This is a genomic window from Paenibacillus sp. Soil787, from assembly GCF_001429545.1.
Classification (GTDB): domain Bacteria; phylum Bacillota; class Bacilli; order Paenibacillales; family NBRC-103111; genus Paenibacillus_E.
In genome coordinates this window covers 647,747-669,067 of record NZ_LMSP01000012.1, presented here as the reverse complement: position 1 = coordinate 669,067, position 21,321 = coordinate 647,747, and the positions used below count along the sequence as shown (strand labels likewise).

General features: G+C 46.6%; 17 protein-coding genes. 16 read left to right on the top strand and 1 reads right to left on the bottom strand.

Features of this window, described 5'->3' with window-relative positions:
* Positions 1-34 precede the first annotated feature (34 nt).
* From ASG93_RS15640 to ASG93_RS15580, 13 genes are all read left to right on the top strand, one after another.
* Positions 35-250, top strand: a complete 216-nt coding sequence (locus tag ASG93_RS15640; RefSeq protein ID WP_056833418.1) for a DUF1540 domain-containing protein — start codon at positions 35-37, stop codon at positions 248-250.
* Positions 251-271: 21 nt separating this feature from the next.
* On the top strand, positions 272-703 hold the full coding sequence (locus tag ASG93_RS15635; RefSeq protein ID WP_056833416.1) for a hypothetical protein: 432 nt from the start codon (positions 272-274) through the stop codon (positions 701-703).
* A 333-nt stretch (positions 704-1,036) separates the two neighbouring features.
* Positions 1,037-2,329 (top strand): hemolysin family protein, encoded by a 1,293-nt coding sequence (locus ASG93_RS15630; RefSeq protein ID WP_056833511.1) that lies wholly within the window; start codon positions 1,037-1,039, stop codon positions 2,327-2,329.
* 126 nt (positions 2,330-2,455) lie between these two features.
* Positions 2,456-3,163, top strand: a complete 708-nt coding sequence (locus tag ASG93_RS36790) for a lytic transglycosylase domain-containing protein (RefSeq protein ID WP_056833414.1) — start codon at positions 2,456-2,458, stop codon at positions 3,161-3,163.
* Between the two features lie 163 nt (positions 3,164-3,326).
* Positions 3,327-4,505 (top strand): cysteine desulfurase family protein, encoded by a 1,179-nt coding sequence (locus tag ASG93_RS15620; protein ID WP_056833510.1) that lies wholly within the window; start codon positions 3,327-3,329, stop codon positions 4,503-4,505.
* The gene (gene thiI / locus ASG93_RS15615) at positions 4,502-5,710 is read left to right on the top strand and encodes a tRNA uracil 4-sulfurtransferase ThiI (RefSeq protein WP_056833410.1); all 1,209 of its coding nucleotides are present in this window, start codon (positions 4,502-4,504) and stop codon (positions 5,708-5,710) included. Before ASG93_RS15620 ends, thiI begins: the two co-directional genes overlap by 4 nt.
* A gap of 104 nt (positions 5,711-5,814) precedes the next feature.
* A complete protein-coding gene (locus ASG93_RS15610; RefSeq protein WP_056833408.1) occupies positions 5,815-6,495 on the top strand; it encodes a TerC family protein in 681 nt (226 codons plus the stop codon).
* A gap of 130 nt (positions 6,496-6,625) precedes the next feature.
* Positions 6,626-9,052: a hypothetical protein gene (locus ASG93_RS15605; protein ID WP_056833406.1), complete on the top strand. Its 2,427-nt coding sequence runs from the start codon at positions 6,626-6,628 to the stop codon at positions 9,050-9,052.
* A complete protein-coding gene (locus ASG93_RS15600; RefSeq protein ID WP_056833404.1) occupies positions 9,049-10,002 on the top strand; it encodes an ATP-binding cassette domain-containing protein in 954 nt (317 codons plus the stop codon). The genes ASG93_RS15605 and ASG93_RS15600 overlap by 4 nt, the downstream gene beginning before the upstream one ends.
* Positions 9,977-10,810 carry an ABC transporter permease gene (locus ASG93_RS15595; protein WP_056833402.1) on the top strand — a complete coding sequence of 278 codons (834 nt, stop codon included), beginning with the start codon at positions 9,977-9,979 and terminating at the stop codon, positions 10,808-10,810. The genes ASG93_RS15600 and ASG93_RS15595 overlap by 26 nt, the downstream gene beginning before the upstream one ends.
* A 74-nt stretch (positions 10,811-10,884) precedes the next feature.
* Positions 10,885-12,597, top strand: coding sequence for a hypothetical protein (locus ASG93_RS15590; RefSeq protein ID WP_056833400.1), 1,713 nt, complete (start codon positions 10,885-10,887; stop codon positions 12,595-12,597).
* Between the two features lie 34 nt (positions 12,598-12,631).
* On the top strand, positions 12,632-13,621 hold the full coding sequence (locus ASG93_RS15585; protein ID WP_056833398.1) for an AAA family ATPase: 990 nt from the start codon (positions 12,632-12,634) through the stop codon (positions 13,619-13,621).
* Complete coding sequence (locus ASG93_RS15580) at positions 13,618-14,529, top strand: DUF58 domain-containing protein (protein WP_056833396.1); 912 nt, start codon at positions 13,618-13,620, stop codon at positions 14,527-14,529. The genes ASG93_RS15585 and ASG93_RS15580 overlap by 4 nt, the downstream gene beginning before the upstream one ends.
* A 32-nt stretch (positions 14,530-14,561) precedes the next feature.
* Here ASG93_RS15580 and ASG93_RS15575 read toward each other — a convergent pair whose 3' ends face one another.
* Entirely contained in the window at positions 14,562-15,767 is a 1,206-nt protein-coding gene (locus ASG93_RS15575; RefSeq protein WP_056833394.1) for an MFS transporter, read from the bottom strand.
* A gap of 136 nt (positions 15,768-15,903) precedes the next feature.
* On the opposite strand from ASG93_RS15575, the gene ASG93_RS15570 reads away from it, so the two are divergent.
* From ASG93_RS15570 to ASG93_RS15560, 3 genes are all read left to right on the top strand, one after another.
* A complete protein-coding gene (locus ASG93_RS15570) occupies positions 15,904-17,841 on the top strand; it encodes a vWA domain-containing protein (protein WP_056833392.1) in 1,938 nt (645 codons plus the stop codon).
* Positions 17,825-20,695 (top strand): VWA domain-containing protein, encoded by a 2,871-nt coding sequence (locus tag ASG93_RS15565; protein WP_056833390.1) that lies wholly within the window; start codon positions 17,825-17,827, stop codon positions 20,693-20,695. The genes ASG93_RS15570 and ASG93_RS15565 overlap by 17 nt, the downstream gene beginning before the upstream one ends.
* 100 nt (positions 20,696-20,795) lie before the next feature.
* The gene (locus ASG93_RS15560) at positions 20,796-21,278 is read left to right on the top strand and encodes a hypothetical protein (RefSeq protein WP_056833388.1); all 483 of its coding nucleotides are present in this window, start codon (positions 20,796-20,798) and stop codon (positions 21,276-21,278) included.
* Positions 21,279-21,321: the final 43 nt, after the last annotated feature.

Genomic DNA, 21,321 nt, shown 5'->3' with positions numbered 1-21,321 from the left:
TGATAGCGGGCAAATTGTTAAAGGGGTGATGATTATGCCGGATGTAAAATGTGCAGTTGCCAATTGCGAATACTGGGCGCAAGGCAACAACTGTAGTGCAGGAACGATTATGATTGAAGTCGATCAGCATGCTGCCGCCAATTATAATGAAGAGTTTGCTGGGGAATCATTTGATACGGATCATCAAGATGCAGCAACCAAAGTAGCTAATACTTGCTGCCACACTTTCAAAGCTAAGAAGAAACATTAAGGTGCGTAACATGGAGGCAGCATGAATAAAGACGATGTCCCTCTGGATCATGCCACCCAGGAGCGGTTCCAAAAGGATCAGCTCCGCGTTGAAAGCGGATTGAACCATAAGGAAGAATACGCAGTCGAAATTACAGCACCTACCCGAAGAATCAACTATGCCGAACAGTATAAAGCCTATAAGCCAGAGAAGCTTGAAACCCACTCCGATGTGTCTGATGAAGAAGTTGCGGAATTGGTAGAGGCTGTAACGCGTAACAAAGCAGTTGGCTATGTCGCTCTGTTCGTTGCCTTGGCTTCTCTTTTTGTATGGCCTGTGCTGTTAGGTATTTCGGGTATTGTGCTTGGCGTTATTGCGTTTTTTATGGGAAACAAGAGACTGGGGTCTTGGTCAATCGCGCTTGGTTTTATTGCCGTCGCCGCCTATTTTTTGTTAGTACCCTATTATGGATGATCCATTAGAAGCAAGCCGAGCGATCGGCTTGTTTTTGTTTTTTCTGAAAAAATCACGTAAATTCGCGTTTCAAAGGGATAAATAGCGGATAGAGACTCATTAAGGCATCGTTTTAATGCGTATACTCCCATTTGCTCGTACTATTTGGCTTCAGGAGTCATATTCGCACCTTTGAATGATTACATTATTATTATATAATGAAAGATGATAATTCAAATTCAAATCGAAATAAAGGGAGGTGTACCTATTCTCCTTGGTGCGGTAATTGTGCTTAAGGGGATAGGTAAGGTATTGGAAGATCCTTTGCCCGGAACGTTAATCAGTTTTCTGTTAATGTTTGGACTGGTCATATTAAATGGTTTTTTTGTCGCAGCTGAATTTGCGATGGTTAAGGTAAGAGGCAGTCGTATCGATTCACTTGTTGGAGAAGGCCGCCGCAATGCAAAATTTGCACAAGGAATCATGAATAATCTCGATGCCTACTTAAGTGCTTGTCAGCTCGGGATTACACTTACTTCGTTGGGACTTGGTTATGTCGGGGAACCGACGTTCGCCAAAATTCTGGAACCGTTATTCGCTCCTCTGAATATGCCAGATTCGGTGTTCCACACGATTACCTTCATTATTGCTTTCTCCTTAATGACCACATTGCATATTACATTAGGCGAACAGTTCCCTAAGACGTATGCGATTCGTAAAGCTGAACAAATAACTCTGCTATCTGCAGGGCCCATGGTTTTTTTCTATAAAGTGATGTACCCGTTTATTTGGTTGTTGAACGGTATTTCGAACTGGATGTTACGACGCGTAGGAATCGAGCCTGCGACTGAACATGAATCAGCGCATACGGAGGACGAAATTCGTGTCCTTATGAAAGAAAGTCACAAAAACGGACTAATAGATAATACAGAGCTTACGCTTGTTGATAATATATTTGGATTTGCAGAGACGACAGCCAGGGAAATTATGATTCCAAGAACAGAAATGGAATGTTTGTATGCCGGACTTTCCTATTCTGAGAATCTTGCGGCTGCCATTAAAGAAATGCGTACGCGCTACCCGGTATGTGATCCGGACAAAGACAATATTATTGGCTTCGTTCATATCAAGGATTTACTCAAGCCGGATGCGAACCTGAAAGGGATCAAGAAAATTATCCGACCGATAACGACGGTTCCAGATTCTATTCTTATTAGTGATTTGTTGAAAATGATGCAAAAAAGAAAAAGCCAAATGGCACTGCTCATTGATGAGTACGGTGGAACTTCAGGTCTTGTGACACTGGAAGACATTATGGAAGAAATTGTTGGAGAAATACAAGATGAGTTCGATGAAGAGCGTCCTACGATCGAAATCAAGGATGAAAACACCTTTTCCATTGATGGATTGCTGTTAATTGATGAAGTGAATGAATATTTCGGACTTGAAATTGAGTCGGATGATTATGATACAATCGGTGGATGGATTTACTCGAAAACTGAAATACCGCCAAGCAAGAACCAGCAAGTAAGTTACAACGATGAATTTTTATTTATTGTTGAAGAGACAGATCATCTGCGGATTTCTCGTGTCATGGTAAGAAAATTGTCGGATGAGAATGAGCTGCTGCAGCAAAATATTTCTTGAGATGGAAGAGAGACTGTCAAATGATAGTCTCTTTTTTTTCATTCCTTATAAATTGGGGATAGTCGTCAGGGCATAAAACGTGTACAATGAAAGACAACGATGAATGATAGAAACGAGGTCTGACGGATGAACAGCACGAACAGCATTGACCCTAGAGTAATGAAAGAATTGCTCCAGCTTCAGCTCCTCAATAAAATGAGTTTGCTATCCGGTGAAACCACGACATCAAGTACGGATGATTCAAGCGATTTTAGTGCGCTGCTCGACACGATTATGGGACAATCTGGTGGAACCGGCGTTACAAGCCAAGACACTTTATCTTCCATGCTTGGTAACACGACAAACAGTATGCCAAGTTCTTTGGGGGCTTTAAATAGAGCTTATACACCGCTGCAAACAGTGAGCAAAGCATCCTCGGTCTCACAGTATGACGGTTTAATCCAAGAGGCAAGTCATAAATACGGTGTGGATACCTCGTTAGTCAAGGCAGTTATTCAGCAAGAATCTGAATTCAATCACCAAGCCGTATCGCCAGCAGGTGCCAAAGGTTTAATGCAGCTTATGGATGGGACAGGCAGCGGCTTCGGAGTAACTAATCCGTTTGATCCTAAGCAAAATGTGGATGCAGGTACTCATTTCCTTAGCAACTTAATTAAGAAGTACGACGGAAATGAAGGGGTTGCTCTCGCAGCTTACAACGCCGGGCCTGGACGTGTTGACCGATTAGGTATCAAGACCGATCAGGATCTGGTTAACAAACTCCATTTACTGCCAAGAGAAACGCAAGGCTACATCTCTAAAGTGATGGGTCACAGGCAAAATTTTTCGTTATAATCACTAGCTAACTAGCTGATTTTCGCATGTGTATGCGGAGGTCGGCTTTTTGTGTTACCAAGGGAATGCTTGAGTTATGCCCAGTTTTAAGCTTTAATGATGAAAGGAATTTAAATTGATTGTGCGCGGCAGCAAGAGCGTGAAAAAGGGGAATCAGCAAAAAATGCTTTATTTGGACTACGCGGCGACAACGCCACTTTATGAAGAAGTCATTGAAACGATAGCCGAAGTGATGAAGGAACATTATGGAAATCCATCTTCGATTCATCGATTAGGTATACAAGCGGAGAAGCTGCTAAACAGCTCCAAAGAGGTGATTGCAGGAGCATTGGGTGTGCTGCCTGCTGAAATTATATGTACGTCCGGCGGAACGGAAAGTAATAATTTGGCGATTAAGGGTGCTGTTTACAGCTATCAAAACCGCGGAAAGCATCTCATTACTACGCAAATCGAACACCCCTCAGTGAAGGAAGTTTTTCTTGAATTGGAGCGTGAAGGTTTTCGAGTTACTTATTTACCTGTAAATAGTAAGGGGAGTGTTGAGCTGGAGACCCTTCAAGCAGCAATAACAGAAGATACCATCCTTGTTAGCGTTATGTATGTCAATAATGAAGTAGGTACAATTCAGCCTATCCGAGAAATCGGCCGATGGTTAGCTCAATATCCAAAAGTGATATTTCATGTTGATGCCGTTCAAGGCATTGCAAAGCTTCCTTTTCACCCTAAAGAGTGGGGAGTTGACTTATGCAGTGCATCTGCTCATAAATTCAGAGGGCCTAAAGGAGTTGGGTTTCTGTACCGCAGAGAAGGTGTGCAGCTCAAACCGCTGCTTGTAGGGGGCGGTCAAGAATATGGCATTCGCTCCGGTACGGAGAATGTCCCGCTCATTGTAGGAATGGCCAAAGCGCTCCGACTTTCCGTAGACAACCTAACAGCCAAAACAGAGCATAAGTATCGGGTAAGACGCTTGATTGTGGATGGTATCTCATCGATCCCTGAGCTGACCCTTACAGGATCCGAGCAGGAAGAAGAGATGGCTCCGCATATCGTTCATTTTGCTTTCGTGGGGATGAAGGCGGAGGTTGTCGTTCATGCACTTGAGCAGCGGCATATATACATTTCTACGAAATCAGCCTGTGCCTCAGAGGAATCAGATCCAAGCACGGTGATGCTAGCTTTAGGCTGCAGTCGAGACAGAGCTGTTAGCGGACTAAGAGTTAGCTTCTCTTACGAACATCAAGAAAAGGACGTACAGCTATTCATTGCCGCAATGCGCGAGGTTGTGAAGGAGCTTGCTCCCATGCTCAGTAAATCATCAGTCAGAAGGGGGACGAGAAGATGAAACCGGATTGTTTAATTTTGCGCTTTGGCGAGTTGACGCTCAAAGGAAAAAATCGTAAGCGTTTTGAGAGAAGCGTCATGACTCAAATTCGCAAAGTTTTAGGCTCTTTTCCTGATTTAAGGTATATTCCAGAGTTTGGACGCGTATATGTGGAGCTAGGGGGAGCAGCGTATGAAGAAGCTTCAGCAGCTTTGCAGCGCGTATTTGGACTTGCATCGTTTAGTCCTGCCTATCATGCTCCTATGGAAGTCGAAGCCATTCAAGAGATGGCGCTGCGTATGATGCAGGCATTGCCTAAACAACCAGCAACCTTTAAAGTGACCGTTCGCAGAGTGAACAAATCATTTCCATTTGATTCGCAGCGAATGAATTATTTGGTTGGAGGCTATGTGCTTCAAGCATCACCGGGTCTTCAGGTGGATGTTCATCATCCTGAGGTTGAGCTGCGCGTGGAGATTCGCGAAGAGCAAGTACTCATGTACGTAGAGGTTATTGAGGGGGCTGGAGGATTCCCGTCTGGAACAAGTGGAAAAGCGCTGCTGATGCTATCTGGGGGAATTGATAGTCCGGTTGCCGGTTGGTTAGCGATGCGTAAGGGACTTTCCATCGAGGCCATTCACTTTCATAGTTATCCTTACACAAGCGAGCGTGCGAAGGATAAAGTGATTGAACTGGCACACCAGCTATCTGCTTATACAGATTCCGTAAAGCTTCATTTGGTTCCATTTACGGAAGTACAGACATCTATCCACCGTGAGTATCAAGATAATTTATTAGTAACGCTAATTCGAAGAGCAATGTATCGCATTGCCGAACAGATTGCAGACCGAGAAGGTCTAAGTGCGTTAGTGACCGGTGAAAGCTTAGGCCAGGTGGCAAGTCAAACGCTGCCAAGCCTAAATGTCATAGGGCGCGTTGTAACGCTGCCGCTTTTACAGCCGCTCATGATGATGGACAAGCAAGAGATTATTCGAATAGCCGAATCGATAGGCACTTTCCCGATCTCGATTTTGCCTTATGAAGATTGCTGTTCCTTATTTCTTCCTCCATCCCCAAGTACCAATCCTAACCTGCGCATGGTTGAGAAAATCGAGAACAGTATGGACTTCTTACCTGAATTAATTGAGAAAGCTGTCTTACAAACAGAAACCATTGAAATTGTTCATGGTCAAATGAAGAAGGTGTCTGACTCCTACTTAATTTAGGGATCTTTGAGTGCAGCTCAAAGTCTCTCCGTTTCTAACTTATCCGCCGCTATAATTCCAGCTATTGTCACCTGCTTGCCATGCATCTTGGGAGGTTGTAAAGCATGATTGATGCGCTCATTTTGTTTTTGCAAATTATGTTGATCAATATTGTGCTTAGCGGTGATAATGCTGTCGTCATTGCATTGGCGAGCAAAAATTTGCCGCTTGCCCAGCGTAAGCTCGCGATATGGTGGGGTGCTTTCGGGGCTATTGCCTTAAGGTTGATTCTGACTTTAGTTGCAGTAAGTCTGCTCGATATCCCATATATTCAAGCCGGGGGATCCATTCTACTGTTCTGGATTGCAATAAAACTGCTTACGGATGATGACAGCCATGCCAATGTGAAAGAAGCCTCTACGCTTGGTAAAGCGATATGGACGATCGTTGTAGCGGATTTCGTTATGAGTTTGGATAATGTTCTCGCCATTGCGGCTAAAGGGAATGGGAATAACACAGTCATCATTCTTGGTATCGGACTAAGTATCCCTATCATTATTTGGGGAAGTACGTTAGTGATGGAGCTGCTGCAGAAATTTCCAATTCTCGTATTTATGGGGGCTGGCATTCTCGGATATACAGCGGGGGAAATGTTCGTTAAAGATGAGAAAATGATTGATTGGCTGCTTCATGATTATGAGTCACTGCATGTATGGATCCCCATTGTAGCGGCTTCGCTCGTTATTATGATCGGCTTAACCTTCAAATGGGTGCGATTACTGCAATTCAAAGCAAGAAATGATTAGAGGATTTGGAAAACCGCCAAGCTGAAGTTATCAGCGAAGCGGTTTGTTTTTTTATGTTTGAAATTGAAACTTTTTTCCAATTGTGTCGTCTAGTTATGAAGTAGGTTATGAATAGAAGGGAGTTCACAGCGTGAAATTAAGTTCGTTTAAGACACGTACATTTCGTCTCACATGTTTTCTTGTTTGTTCGATCATTGCTTTATGTTTCCAAGCTTTGGTTCCCATCTCAAGTGTAGTTAGTGCGGATGATGCGATGATTGAGATTCAATCGGAAGTCGGCTTCGGTGCTTCCAATGTCAAGCAGGGGCGTTGGACGCCTGTTACAATGTCACTGCATAATCAAGGAGCTGACTTATCCGGCGATCTCGTGATACAGGTAGCCAATCCGAATCGCAGCAAGGATTTTAGCTATGTAGAGCATGTCGAGCTTCCAAAAGGCAGCACGAAAGTGGTAACTATGCTCTTACCTGGTTATACGTATACAAAAAGCAATAATACGATAGCCTTTTATGAAAAATCACTAAAAAACGGAAAGAAAAAAACGTTAGATGGCAAGACCTATCTGGAAGCCTTCCAATTACCTAAAGAGACTTTACAGGTTGGTGTTTTAGCCCGAGATGTAGATACATTGAACTTTCTTTCGTTGCTCGGTCAGTCAGGCAAGAAGCTTAATGTTCTTCATCTCAAACAAGCAGATATTCCGCGTGAGGCTTTGGGTTTAGATGGTTTAGATATTCTTGCCCTAAATGATTTTGCCTCGGATACGCTGACAGGGGAGCAAGTACAAGCCATCCTTCAATGGACAAAAAGGGGTGGAACTCTCCTCTTAGCTGGCGGTGCTGGCTATCCGAAGACTGCTGCACCATTCGCAGAAGCTTCTCCTGTAACATATCAAGGTACAACAACAGTTAAGGAGCTTCCTGAGCTCGCTAAAGTGGGGGAGAAGGAACTGATCCTCACACAGCCGTTCACGCTTTCACAAGCAAAGCCGGTTAAAGGGGCCGAATCGGTTGTTACCGACGGAACTCTTCCTATATATGTGAGAGGTGCTTATGGGAGCGGGTTCGTGACCTACGTGGGGTATGATTTATCTCTAAATCCACTTGCCTCATGGAATGGGAATGCTAGATTATGGGAGCAGATGCTGTCTGGACCATTAGAAACGGCGAATGCCTCTAATTTAAACCAGATGAAATACGGAAATGATCCCTACTATGAGTTGGACCGTGCACTAGAATACTTCCCATCCTTGCAGCCGCCTAAATTAGCCCTCCTAGCCTTGGTTTTACTGCTTTATGCGATTGTAGTTGGACCGTTACTATATATGATTTTACGTCGACTAGATCGAAGAGAATGGGCTTGGTATGTCATTCCAATTGCAGCTATCGTGACAAGTATTGGAATCTTTCAATTTGGAGCGTCCAATCGCGGGAGTACAATGGCTCAAACCTTTAATACGATTACATTAAATGGCTCGGGCTCGGGGACCAAGCAGTCCACGTTATCTATATTTTTACCTAAGGGCGGCAGCATGGAGCTTAAATTCCCTGGAAAAGCAGCGGTATCTCCTTTTATGCAAGGAGAAGTTTATCCTGGCCTACAGCTGCATGATCGAAGTGAACTTGTTATTAGACAAGAACAGGAAGCAGCAATTGTAGGATTACAGGATATTTCATACGCTTCAATCAGCAAATTAGCAGTGGACGAAGAGCTGCCGGTTCAGTTAGGGATGCTTGACTACAGCATATCGGAGTTATCTGCCAAAGGAGCAAAGGGGCAAATAACGAATAATACGAAGAAGGATTTGACAGATGCAGCCGTCCTGGTGAATCAAACGTTCGTCAAAATCGGTTCTGTAAAGGCTGGAGCTTCAGCCAGCTTTGATACGGCGAATGGTTTCGGAATTACGAATAGTTTCGATGTTGCGCAGCTTGCTTATCCACATCCCAATACGAATAACGGTTATGATACGGGCTTGCATCAGCGCTCCATGTTAAATGCGTATTTACATCGCAAGGTTTCGCTTTCAGGAGGAGTTGATCCGATGATTATCGGGTGGGTAAGGGAACAGATTTCCTTAAACCTTTCTTCAAGCGGCAGCATCCCAACTGAGCAGCTATCACTAATAGCTCAGGACATGAAGATTGATTATGTGACACCTGAGGGCAAAATTGTGATTCCAAGCACGGTGATGGTACCTGAATTAATTGATAATCATTTGAAAATGAGCTCCATTCAATTCCAAAATGGTCCTTTCATGCAAATGGGCAGCGGGGATGTTACGTTAAGTTATCAATTGCCTCCCATTTCGGGTGCTAGCTATCAAACGATGGAAATGACAGGTGATCCTAATCCGGATGTAACCTTGGATTTATGGAATTCACAGTCCATGGCCTGGGAGCCATTTATCTTAAAATCATTCCAATCCTGGGAGGGAGACAAGCTGCAGCCATATTTGCTTGAGGGGAAATCGATTCGCATGAAAGTAACCACGATACAAAATAATACCATGTTCCGAATCCCTGCAGTTTCTCTTGAAGGGACGGTGAAACGATGATTACGACGACGGAATTAACAAAAAGATACGGTAACTTCACAGCGCTTGATTCGTTGACCATGCAAATCGATAAAGGAACCGTATTTGGTTTTGTAGGTCCCAACGGGGCTGGCAAATCGACAACGATGTCCATCCTTGCGACTCTATTAAGCCCAACTTCGGGCACAGCGAAGGTTGGTGGATACGATGTTACGGAGAAGCCGAAAGAGGTTCGAAAGCTGATTGGGTATATGCCGGATTTTTTTGGCGTGTATGACAATTTCAAAGCAATAGAGTATCTGGATTTCTACGGTGCAAGCTATGGTATTCCTAGAGCCGAACGGTTGAAGCTGATCCCTCAGCTCCTAGACCTTGTCAATTTATCGGAAAAAGCAGACTTCTATGTCGATTCATTGTCAAGAGGAATGAAGCAGCGTCTATGCTTAGCTAGATGCTTGGTGCATGAGCCGGAGGTGCTTATTCTCGATGAACCGGCTTCTGGACTTGATCCGAGAGCTCGCATCGAGATGAGAGAAATACTTAAAGAGCTCAAGGCTATGGGAAAAACCATCATTATTTCATCACATATTTTGCCAGAGTTAGCGGAAATGGTGGATGAAATAGGGGTTATTGAATATGGGAAGCTTATCGCTAAAGGGAAAGTATCCGATATTCAAAGTCGGATGAAAGCCAATCGTGTACTTCAAGTACGCATGGTGAGTAGGACGGAAGAAGCATTGTCATATCTTGAACAACAGCCTCATGTGACCATGGTGTTTAACGATGAGAAAGGTTTACACGTTCACTTTGGCGGGACGGATGAGGATCAGTCTCTTTTACTTGCACGATTGGTTGAGAAAGGCTTTCCTATCCTGTCATTTAGCGAAGCTTTGACGAATTTGGAAGATGTATTCCTGGAAATAACGAAAGGAGGCGGAGCGCACGATGAACAGCAAGTTAAGTTGGATTAATCCCGTCATGGAAAAGGAATTTCGCTTGCGCATGCGGACGATTCGATCTCCAATCTCCATCTTGATTTATTTGATAGCCATTGGCCTGTTTGCCCTTGGATTTGCTTATATTAACATGAGCAACCAGCAAGCAGGTGTACTTAACGCAGCCAGAAGTAGCGAGCTATTCTACTTTCTAAGCGGAGCGCAGCTTGTCTTGATCGCTTTTATGACACCTGGCTTAACAGCCGGGGTTGTAAGCGGAGAACGAGAAAAACAGACATTAAACATGCTGCTTACGACGCAGATGAGCTCGGGAACGATTATTCTCAGTAAGCTGTTTGCTTCCCTTAGTTTCATGCTGCTGACAGTAGTGGCTACGATGCCGCTGTATAGTATTGTTTTCTTATATGGGGGCGTCTCTCCAAAGCAAGTTCTCTCTGTATTTGTTTTTTATGTATTCGTTATGCTTCTCTTTGGTGCTGTTGGGATTTTCTTCTCTACAATTTTTAAAAAGACGGTCATCTCCGTGATAGCGACTTATGGCTTTGTACTTTTTGTTTTTGGGTTTACAGCTCTTGCTGGTCTTTTTTTCGGTAATTTAAGAAGGCAAGGAATGAATGAGGAAGTACTTGGTTATTTCCTGAGTTTTAACCCGATGGCTGTCCTGGCAAGTTTGATGGTTCCTGATTTTGCCAAGAATTTGTTTAAAGGGCATACACTGTTACAAATGTGGCATATTTTCGTTGGCAGCTACACGGTTCTCTTGGTTATCCTGATCTGGCTTAGTGTGAGGTATTTAAGGCCGATTATGAAACGGAAAAAATAGCATTAGTAAAGAACGTAATAAGGAAGAAATTCATTGAAACGTACATTTAATGATCAGAGAGGAGCTGTCAGTACTTGAAATTTGCATCGTTGGATATGCTGCTAAAGCCTGTGCGAATTCGGTTGTTAAAAGCAAAGGGACTGGATTATTTCATTCGAAGTTTGACAATGGGTATAGTGCTTGCTTGCATGTGGATGGTGTGTGGACGTCTCTTCCTGGTTAGCGGATATAGGTATGGGGCGCTGCTCAGCTTGGTTACAATCGTTGGAATTGGGCTTATTTGGTTGTTGCTACGTCAACCTACTGATGTGGATGCGTCAAAACTGCTTGATCAGAATGGTTTGGAAGATCGGATATTAACAGCTCTTATTCATCAGGATGAAACGTCATTGGTAGCCTCTCTTCAAAGGCAGGATGCCCTTGAGAAAGGGAATCTTTTTGTAGTAGAAAAGTTGAATCAGATTGTTTCCATGAGGATTCCGAGAAATAAGTGGTTGCCCGGAGCTTGCGCATTGGTTGTACTGGTTCTGTTATTCCTTCTGCCGAATCCTAAAGATTCGATTCTAGTTAATGCTGTAAAAGACAAAGCATGGGTAGAAACACAGAAAAAACAGGTGGATGAGCTTGTTAAACAATTGGCATCAAAGCCGTCTCCGTTACCGATCATGAAGCAGATGACGGAGGATTTAAAAGAGTTGGAGCGCAAATTAAGCCAAACGCCAACATCAGCCAAAGCTTTGGATGAACTGGAAAAATCATTGAAGAAGATGGAAACGAGTATTGGGGATCTCGAGAAGCAAAAACAACGCTCGAAGCAATGGGCAGAGTCAATGCAGCGAACGGAAGCACTTCGTGAATTAGGCAAAGCGCTCCAGCAGAAGAGCGCGGAGAGTATTCAGCGCGAGGCAGCGAAACTTGGCGAGCAGGTGCAGAAGATGACGCTGCAGCAGAAGCAGCAGCTTGCCAGCGAGCTCGAGCGCCTCGCGGCCTCCGCTGCGGCCGCTTCCCCGGAAGCTGAGCAGCAGCTTCGCGAGCAGCTGCAGCAGGCCGCTAGCGCACTGAGAAGCGGCGAAGACGCTGGTGCTGCGGCGGCCAAGCTGCAGGCTGGGCTTGCGGCCGCGAGCAACGCGCAGCAAGCTCTAGCGCAGCAGCAAGCGCAGGCTGCTGAGGCCGCGGCGAGCCTCGCCGCGGGTGCGCTGCCGCAGGCACGCGAGCTTGCTGCAAGCGGCGCGCAGCCCGGGCAGGCGTGGGCGCCAGGCGGCCGCGCGGAGCAGCTTGCCGCGGCTGGCGCTGCTGAGCCGAGCGCTAGCGCGTCGCCTGCTGCTGGCGCTGCTGGCAGTGCGAGCGCTAGCCCGGCACCAAGCGGCGCAGGTGCAGGAGCGAGTGCAGGCGGAGCGCCTGCCAGCGGCGGCAACGGCAGCCCGGGTGGCGCAGGTGCGGGTGGTGCAGGAACCGGCGGCGCGAATGCGGGTGGTACCGGCAGCGGCAGCGGAGCAGGCGGCACGCAGGGCGGCACTGGAGCGGGCTCTCGCGGGCTCGTAGCAACGCCGCGCGAGCGCTCAGGCACCGGCGGCACATACGCTGACGGCGGGCCAACGCGCGGCAGCGGCGGTGATGTGAGCCAAGGCGGCACAGCACCGGCGCTAGACGGAGCGTCTCGGCCGTATGAGGATGTTTATGCCGATTACGCGGCAGAGGCTTCTAGTGCATTGAATCGTTCCGAGCTTCCACAACATATGCAAAATTTAGTAAGAGACTATTTCCTTGAAATTCAGCCACAGCGTTAAGAAGGAATGAGTAATAAAGGGGGAGCAGGAACAGATGGTCGATTCGAAAGAGCAATTAGATGCGTGGGGATCAGCAGTCAGCCAGATGAAAGAACAGATCGGTCGTGTCATCGTTGGTCAGCAAGAGGTTGTTGAACAGTTACTATGGTGCATATTAGCGGGAGGACATGCTCTTATTGAGGGGATTCCCGGTCTTGGCAAAACGATGCTCATAAAAACGATCGCGGATACTGTAGACCTTAGTTTTGCACGTATTCAATTTACGCCTGATTTGATGCCGTCGGATATAACGGGGACGAATGTCATTCAGTTCGGAACGAAAGGCGAGACGTCCTATAAATTTCAAAAAGGTCCTCTATTCGGCCATGTTGTGCTCGCTGATGAGATTAATCGTGCAACACCAAAGACTCAGAGTGCCCTCCTTGAGGCCATGCAGGAGAGGACAGTTACTGTTGGTTCAGAAACCTACCAGCTGCCATCTCCTTTTTTCGTTTTAGCTACGCAAAATCCGTTAGAGCAGGAAGGTACTTATCCACTTCCGGAAGCACAGCTTGATCGGTTTCTTCTAAAAATTAATGTAACATACCCAACTAAAAACGAGTTGAAAGAAATTGTCCTGCGCACAACCTCAGCTAAGCAGCAGCAGGCGGAGAAAGTAGCGGATGGCGCTCTTTTGCGGGATATACAACTGGGTTTAAAAGAAATTCTTGTCGCTGAGGACGTACTCGATTATGCGGTTCAGCTGCTGATGAATACGCATCCTGAAGAAGCGGCGGCGCCAGAAGAGGTCAAACAATTTATTCGTTTCGGCTCTGGTCCCAGAGGGATTCAGTCCATGATATCGGTAGCGAAAGTGAGGGCTTTCCTAGCGGGTCGTTTTCACGTATCCAAACAAGATTTGAATGTTGTGGCCGTTCCGGCATTGCGGCATCGCCTTTTTCTGAATTTTGAAGGGCAAGCTATGGGGATTTCACCAGACAAAATCATTCAAGCCATTATCAGTTCTATGGAGAATGGGCGATGAGCAGTGGAGCAAATTTACTTGACCCTATGCTAATGCGTCGGCTGGATCAAATGAGCGTAGCTGCAAAAAATCGAATACGCGGGACGATGCAGGGGAAAAGGCGGTCAAAGGATTTGGGTTCTTCTATGGAATTCGCGGATTACCGTTTGTATACACCTGGTGATGATACACGTCAATTAGATTGGCATGCTTTCGGTAGAACGGGTAAGCCGTTCATTAAGCTTTTTATGGATGAGCAGGAGCTGCAGGTTAATTTATGGTTAGACGCATCCAGATCGATGAATTTTGGCAAAGGGGGGGGTGCAGATGCCCTTCGACTTTCCAAATGGGAGTATGCTAGACAGTTGGCGGCAGGAATTGGCTATATGTCATTAAATCGTTTTGACCGTGTAAGCGCAGCTGTTTTTACAACTCAGATGACTAAACAGCAAAAACTGCTTCGTGGAAAAGGGAGCTCTTTAAGGCTTTTTGAATTCTTGGCTAGTTGTCGAACGGAGGGAACCGGGGATATAGCGGCTGTTTTTCGAAATCCCTCCATTCTACCGCGACAGGCGGGGATGACTTGGTTATTTTCGGATTTTTTGTATGAGCAGGGCATTGAAGAATCGTTAAAGTACTTGCTTGCTGCGAAGCAAGAAGTGGTTGCCGTACAAGTCCTTGCCCCTGAGGAACTTAACCCAGACCTTACAGGGGAGCTGCGATTAATAGACAGTGAGTCTGGAGCTGCCAGGGAAGTAGCGATGAGCAGCAAAGTGCTGCAAGCCTACAGAGAAGCTGCTTTGCAATATACACAAACGCTTAGGGCATTTTGTTATGAACGGGGAATCACTTATTTGCTTGCGGTAACCAATGTTTCTCCGGGTGATTTTCTACTTGGTGAGCTTCGCCGCAGCGGGTTGGTTCGTTGACGAAAATTGGTTGCTCGGAAACGATAGGCATGTTAGTGCTGTGCCAACTGAGCGCCACGGCGAGCTTGCCAAAAGCACCATCCATAAATAAGGATGAAAAACAGAATAAGCACAGTCGAGTAACGGTACATCAGCGCATAACTCCCGCTTAGATTAGCGAGAGCTCCCAGAACCATCGCGCCTAATCCAATGCCGAGATCATTGGCGGAGAAAAAGGTTCCGTTGGCTGCACCGCGGCGATTCGGCGCAGCACGTGCAATGGTCCAAGCCTGCAGTGCTGGCTGCAAGGATCCGAAACCTATGCCATAGCATATCGCTGCAGCGGCCAAGCTAGCTTCTGAGTGAGCATAAGAGAGCAGCAGGAGTCCTCCAAGGGTAAAGATAGCGCCAGGCAGGAGGACCCATTCGGGTCCTTTTCGATCAAACAGTATACCGGTTATAGGTCTAACAATAAGCACCATGGAGGCATTACATAGGAAGAACCAACCGACATTCGAAATGCCGGCTTCGTGGCCGAACAACGTTATAAAGGTTACAATTCCTCCATAACAGATGGCAGTGAATAGCAATAAAACGGAGGGAAGTATCGCTGTTCTTTCCCATAAACGATCCATAAGCTTCGGCCTATGAGCTGACTTTTCAATAGGCAGCGGTTTGGTGTAGGTAATAAAAAGAGAACTAAACAATGAAAGTAGTGCTAATAGGGTTGAGATTAATAGTACGCGGGGAAAACCATAGGTTTGCATCAACCAGAGGCCTGTAAGCGGTGCGGTTGCCATAGCGAACGTGTTGGACAACCCGTAATAGCCCATACCTTCTCCGCGGCGCTCAGATGGAATGATGTCAGCTATAACAGTGCCTAAGGAAGTTGTGGACATCCCCCAACCGATCCCATGAACAAAGCGGGCAGCCAGAATAAGCGTAACGGCAGCCATATAGGAGTATCCGGCAATGGTTAGCGCACAGATCGCGAGTCCAACCAGAAGCACATGTTTTCTTCCAAACAAATCAAGCGCTCGCCCAGCAAAAGGGCGGGTAAGCAGTGAAGAAATCGTAAAAACGCCAATGACGAGACCGACTTGAACATCATTTCCGCCTAATTGTGACACATGAGTCGGTATTGTTGGTATGAGCATTTGAAAACTAAAGAATAGCAGTAAGTTGGATAGAGATGTAATTAGAAAAGCTTTGGTCCAAAGCGGTTTTTTCTTCTTTTCATCTACAAATAACGGTTCCATGTTACCTCCCATGTTGTCCATAAGCAAACCTGTTTGACAGAGGAAAAACGGGTTGCACGCGTAGTAGTATGCCCATTCTAAGGAATTTGAACGCAAGATGAAGCGATGTCCTTCGCTCTTGGAAAGGTGAATACTTATGCAATTCGCATCGTTAAGCGGGCTATGGTTCTCGCTATCAATCCCCTTTATCTTGGTGCTTTACTTGTTAAAACGCCGTTATATCGATACAGAAGTATCTAGCCATATGCTTTGGCGGCGCGTTCTTCGCGAGCAGGAGGCCAACCGACCATGGCAGCGTCTAAGGCGACAATTATTACTTTTGCTTCAGCTGCTTGCAGCGTCGATACTTGTACTTGCTTTGATGCAGCCTTTTATCCGTGGTCAGCAAACTGCGAAATCACATGTTTTTTTCGTCTTAGATGCTTCAGCGAGTATGCAAACATCGACGGAACGGGGAACGAGGATAGAAGAAGCGAAGCAAAGCATCTTAACTTATGCGCGCGAAGAAGCCCCGAATAGCAGCTATTCGCTTCTAGTCATGAAGGATCTACCAGAATTGCTTATACAACGAGAAACAAATCTGTCCCTACTACAAGCCGCTTTGAATAAGGTTGTACCCTTTTACGGCAAAACGAATGTACAGGAAGCCTTATCCCTAGCCTCGGCCCTAACGAGGGAAGAATTCGATGGAGAAGTACGCATTTATACGGACAGCCAGTGGGGGGATAACGCCGAAGGGATTCCCTTTTCAATTCCAGTCAGTGTTCAGGATCCTGAAATGCAGAGAGAAGGAGGTAATGAAACTGCCACCCTTCCTGTGAATGTGGCGATTACTCAATTCGGTGTTAAAGAAGTCCAAGATATTGCAGAATATAAGGCTGTTGCTATATTGAAAAATTGGGGGACTGTGAGTGTCTCTGTAAAAACAACGCTTTACGCGGATTCGCAAGCAGTTCACACAGATTCCCTAACCCTAAAGGGCGGCGAGCAAAAGTCAATCTACGTGGATAAGCTGCCACGGGCTGATGTCTACAAGCTTCAGCTTGATGGAAAAGATGTATTGGAAGCTGATAATACAGCTTATGCCTTTCCTGAAGGGACTGGCCGAATTCAAGCAGCTTATGTTGGAGAGGGTAATCTTTTTTTAGAAAAAGCACTAACTTTGGCAAAGACGGATGTTCTCCACATACAAAAAAGCAATGACGGATCCTATCCACCGCCCATGGGGCTTACTCCAGACCTAATCATTGTAGATGGTGTGACTGAATCAGCTTTAAAATCAGATGTCTGGCAACGTCTGCTCACATCCAAACCCGTCTGGCGGTTTGCTCCTTCTGGAAAGTCTGATTTAGAGCCTCTTCAGACCATTTCAGCATCACCTTTTTCGATAACGGATCACCCCATCATGCGTTACATTCGTCTGCAGGACGTGAACGTTGCTCTGGCTCAGACTAGAGCGCTAAAGCCATGGGAGAAAGCGATCATTTCGTCAAAGTCCGTACCGCTTGTTCTTTCAGGTACAGAAGAAGGTATACCCAGACTGACATTCATGTTCTCGCTTGAGCAATCGGATCTTGCACTGCGTTCGGAATTCCCCATTCTCGTTCAAAATGCTGTTGCTTGGTTGACCGAGCACCAAGGTGCCAATCTTGGCCGACTTACAGCAGGGGAACGAAAAGAAATTGTTCTTCATCCGGAAGCAACGAAAGCGATCTGGAAAACAAGCAGGCAAGGCGTTAATGAGGAAGAGGCAGAGCGAAATGGAGACACGCTGTCTAGTATGCAAACCGCTCCTAAGCTTCCAGGTCTTTATGAATTTATTGAATACAACACAGGTGGACAAATGGTACAAACTCGACTGCTTGAAGTTGTCATGGATGCCAGGGAATCCAATGTGAATGGAAAAATAGAAAACAAGCTGGTCGTTAGTCCGGGTAATGCAGCCGATACTGGTGTAGATCGAAATAAAGATATTTCCCTCGGGAATACGCTGTTAATTCCTTGGCTTATCGTGATCTTGCTTCTGCTGCTAGTACTGGAATGGGAGGTGTATCGACGTGGGCATTCAATTTGAACATTTGCCCGTTTTACTGCTGATTCTACTTCTTCCTTTTTATGTGGGCTGGCTATGGAAAAGCTTGCACCGTCTACAAGGCGGGCGAAAAAAGCTGGTTGTTTCTCTGCGAGCCTTTGTATTCATTCTTCTGATTTTCGCGCTTGCGGAAACCCAATTGTATACAAGGCTAAATCACAAAAGCATCGTGTTTACGATAGATCGATCCGATAGTGTGAAGGGAGACATGAAGGAAGCAGAGTGGATTCGCGAAGCTGTCAAAGCCCGTTCTTCCGAGAAGGACGAAGCTGGTGTTGTTTCGATGGGACTTAAAGCTTCCATAGAGAAGTCCATGGATGCCAGAGAGATGAATGGATTTAAGTTTACTGCCCAAACGAACTCGCAATTTTCCGATATTGCCTCGGGCTTGCAGCTTGCTTCAGGTTTACTTAGGAACGGGAAATCCGGACGTATTATTTTAATGTCGGATGGTGAAGAAAATGTGGGTGACGTATTGCGTCAAGGTAAGCTGCTGCGCGATCGCGGTATCCAAGTAGATGTCGTCCCGTTCGCTGCCAAAGAGCGCAAAGACGCGTCCATTGAAGCCGTTCGTGTTCCGGACAAATTGTATCAAGATGAAGCCTATACGTTGGAGGTAGTTATCCGTTCTACAAGTTCAGGGGAGGCTCAGCTACGGGTTTTTGAGGATAATCGAGAAATGACAGCTGGGTCGGTTGAACTGAATAAGGGGGAGAACAGATTTGCTTTTCAATCGCTTGCCAAGGAACCGGGATTTCATCGGTATCGAGCAGAAGTGTATATGGAAGGGGACGAGCAGTCGGCCAATAATGCGCATTATGCCTTTAGTAAGGTAGAAGGTCCTCCGAAAGTACTTATTGTAGAAGGAAAAGCAGGGATCTCCAAAAATGTGGAGGAAGCACTTCACTCCGCACTTATCCCATTTGAAACGATAGAACCTGAGCTGCTTTCCAATGATTTTGTAACGTATACCGGTTACGAAAGTATCATTTTAAACAATGTAGCTGCCACTCAAATTCCACAATTGAAGATGGAAATGATAGAGCAGGCTGTCCGAGATTACAGCGTAGGATTGGTCATGCTTGGAGGAGATAACAGCTATGGATTGGGAGGTTATTTCAAAACGCCGATCGAGCGTGCACTTCCTGTGTACATGGATTTACGCGGGAAGCGGGAAATACCGTCACTCGGCATCGTGCTTGTTATGGATAAATCGGGCAGTATGTCAGGTGGAAAAATGAAGCTGGCTCAGGAAGCCGCGTCACGGACAGTCGATTTACTCAGGGAAAAAGATACGCTTGGGGTACTTGGATTTGATTCATCCCCACAATGGTATGTAGAACCGCAGAAACTTAGTGACAAATCAGGCGTCATCCAAAAGATTAATGCGATACCCGCTGATGGCGGAACGGAGATCTATACAGCCGTAGAGGAAGCATATGCTAAGCTTTCCAAGGTGGACGCCCAGCGTAAGCATATTATTTTGTTAACTGACGGACAGTCCTCCACGACTCAAAGCTACGAAGCATTGACCGCCGATATGCAAAAAGAAAATATCACGATGTCCACTGTTGCTATCGGAACTGATGCGGATCAAGATCTGCTGAAGCAGCTAGCTGATTTGGCGAAGGGAAGATATTACGCGGCTGTGGATCAGACGACAATCCCGGCGATTTTTAGCCGAGAAGCTGTGCTGATATCACGTACTTATGTGGTTAACCAGCCTTTTGTACCGGCTTTAGCGGGAGGGGCGGACTGGCATAGTTTTTTTGGGCAAGGGCTGCCTTCTCTACAAGGATACATTGCCACAACTCCTAAAGAGGCTGCTGAAGTGGTGATCACAAGTCCGGAGCCTGATCCAATTCTAGCAAGATGGCAGTATGGTTCTGGGCGCTCTGTCGCATGGACAAGTGATGTGACGGGCGCGTGGTCAGCGAACTGGGTAACGTGGCCTGCCTTTTCACAAGTGCTTACTGGAATGATTAAGTGGACGTTTCCGCAGTTTCAATCGTCTCCACTTGAGCTTAACGGGCATTTGGCAGGTCAAGAGTTGACCTTAGAGGCCAAAAGCGGAAATAACAGACTAGACGGTTCACATGGTGAACAAGGGGAGCTTCGTGCAATCGTCACAGATGAATCTCTCGGATCGCAAGAGCTCTACTTTACATCCACAGCACCTGGTGAATATTCAGCACAGCTATCTGTGGATAAGTCTGGCGTTTATATCGCCAAGACTGAACTTCTTGCAGCCGGCAGCGAAGAGGGGACCGAGAAGCGCGTCATCGGCAGCTCGACTTCCGGCTTCGTGATCCCATATTCTCCGGAATATCGGATCACGGACGGACTGGGCCTCAGCAAGCTCCAGCAGCTTGCTGAGCTTACAGGCGGCCGGATGCTCTCGCTAGAGCATCCTGAGGAAGCCTTCGCCTTCGCTTCTGCCGCGCAGAAGCGATTGACTCCCATCAGCGAGTACCTGCTGATGGCGGCGCTCGCGCTGCTGCTGATGGACATCGCAGCGCGGCGCGTGGCTCTGCCGCCCGGCCTGTGGGCCCGGGCGTTCGCGTGGAGGCGGGCCGCTCCGGCAGGCCCGCAACAGCAGGCGGAGACGCCGCTTGAGCGTCTCCGCGAGCGCAAGCAGCTTGCGGAGCACAAGCTGCAGCGCAAGATCGAGCGCTCTGCCGCAGGCAGCGCTCCAGACAAGGCCGTGGCTGCGCCGCCGCGGCCTGCCTCGGAGCAGCGCGAAGCTGCTCCGGAGCCCTCACCCCCGGCGGCGAGTACTGCGCCGCCTAACAGCATGAGCCGTTTGCTCGAAGCCAAACGGCGAGGCCGCAAATAGCGCCAAACACCTAGCAATTTCTCGCTAGGTACGATAAACTATTTGTTGAAGGGTGTCGAAGTTGATCCCTTATTGACAAGTGAATTAGGAGGGGATTTGATTGGCTAGAAATAGCTACTCCATTGGTATCCTATTAATTGGCCTGGCCGCGGTGTTGCTTCTTGGTAAATTAGGTTTTTTCCATGTTCTTCTTTCGTTCTGCTGGCCATTAGTTTTACTCATTCCTGGGCTGCTGTTCCACGTATTCTTTTTTAACAGGTCAATGCCCGCAGGCGTTCTTGTACCTGGAGGTATATTAACGACTTATGCAATAATGTTCTTTTACTGCAACATATTTGGTTGGGGTTCAATGAGCTATTTATGGCCGGGTTTCATTCTTGGTGTAGCCATCGGATTGTATGAGATGCACCTGTTCGATCGGGGAAGCGATCGAGGCGTTTGGATAGGTGCTATGGTGCTGGGAATTATTTCAGCTGTATTTTTCGGGTTAACTCTACTAATTCATTTAGGGATCTATGTAATCGCTTTGATCCTTGTGGTGGCTGGACTTGTCATGATTTTCCGCAAGCGAAACGTGTGGTAATTTCAAGCATTTACTTGTAAAAGTTTTATGTAGAGCCGCATTT

Bases quoted from the DNA above. Each gene is read 5' to 3' on its own strand.
- ASG93_RS15640 (WP_056833418.1), top strand. From the start codon at position 35: ATGCCGGATGTAAAATGTGCAGTTGCCAATTGCGAATACTGGGCGCAA.
- ASG93_RS15635 (WP_056833416.1), top strand. From the start codon at position 272: ATGAATAAAGACGATGTCCCTCTGGATCATGCCACCCAGGAGCGGTTC.
- ASG93_RS15630 (WP_056833511.1), top strand. From the start codon at position 1,037: ATGTTTGGACTGGTCATATTAAATGGTTTTTTTGTCGCAGCTGAATTT.
- ASG93_RS36790 (WP_056833414.1), top strand. From the start codon at position 2,456: ATGAACAGCACGAACAGCATTGACCCTAGAGTAATGAAAGAATTGCTC.
- ASG93_RS15620 (WP_056833510.1), top strand. From the start codon at position 3,327: ATGCTTTATTTGGACTACGCGGCGACAACGCCACTTTATGAAGAAGTC.
- thiI (WP_056833410.1), top strand. From the start codon at position 4,502: ATGAAACCGGATTGTTTAATTTTGCGCTTTGGCGAGTTGACGCTCAAA.
- ASG93_RS15610 (WP_056833408.1), top strand. From the start codon at position 5,815: ATGATTGATGCGCTCATTTTGTTTTTGCAAATTATGTTGATCAATATT.
- ASG93_RS15600 (WP_056833404.1), top strand. From the start codon at position 9,049: ATGATTACGACGACGGAATTAACAAAAAGATACGGTAACTTCACAGCG.
- ASG93_RS15595 (WP_056833402.1), top strand. From the start codon at position 9,977: ATGAACAGCAAGTTAAGTTGGATTAATCCCGTCATGGAAAAGGAATTT.
- ASG93_RS15585 (WP_056833398.1), top strand. From the start codon at position 12,632: ATGGTCGATTCGAAAGAGCAATTAGATGCGTGGGGATCAGCAGTCAGC.
- ASG93_RS15580 (WP_056833396.1), top strand. From the start codon at position 13,618: ATGAGCAGTGGAGCAAATTTACTTGACCCTATGCTAATGCGTCGGCTG.
- ASG93_RS15575 (WP_056833394.1), bottom strand. From the start codon at position 15,767: ATGGAACCGTTATTTGTAGATGAAAAGAAGAAAAAACCGCTTTGGACC.
- ASG93_RS15570 (WP_056833392.1), top strand. From the start codon at position 15,904: ATGCAATTCGCATCGTTAAGCGGGCTATGGTTCTCGCTATCAATCCCC.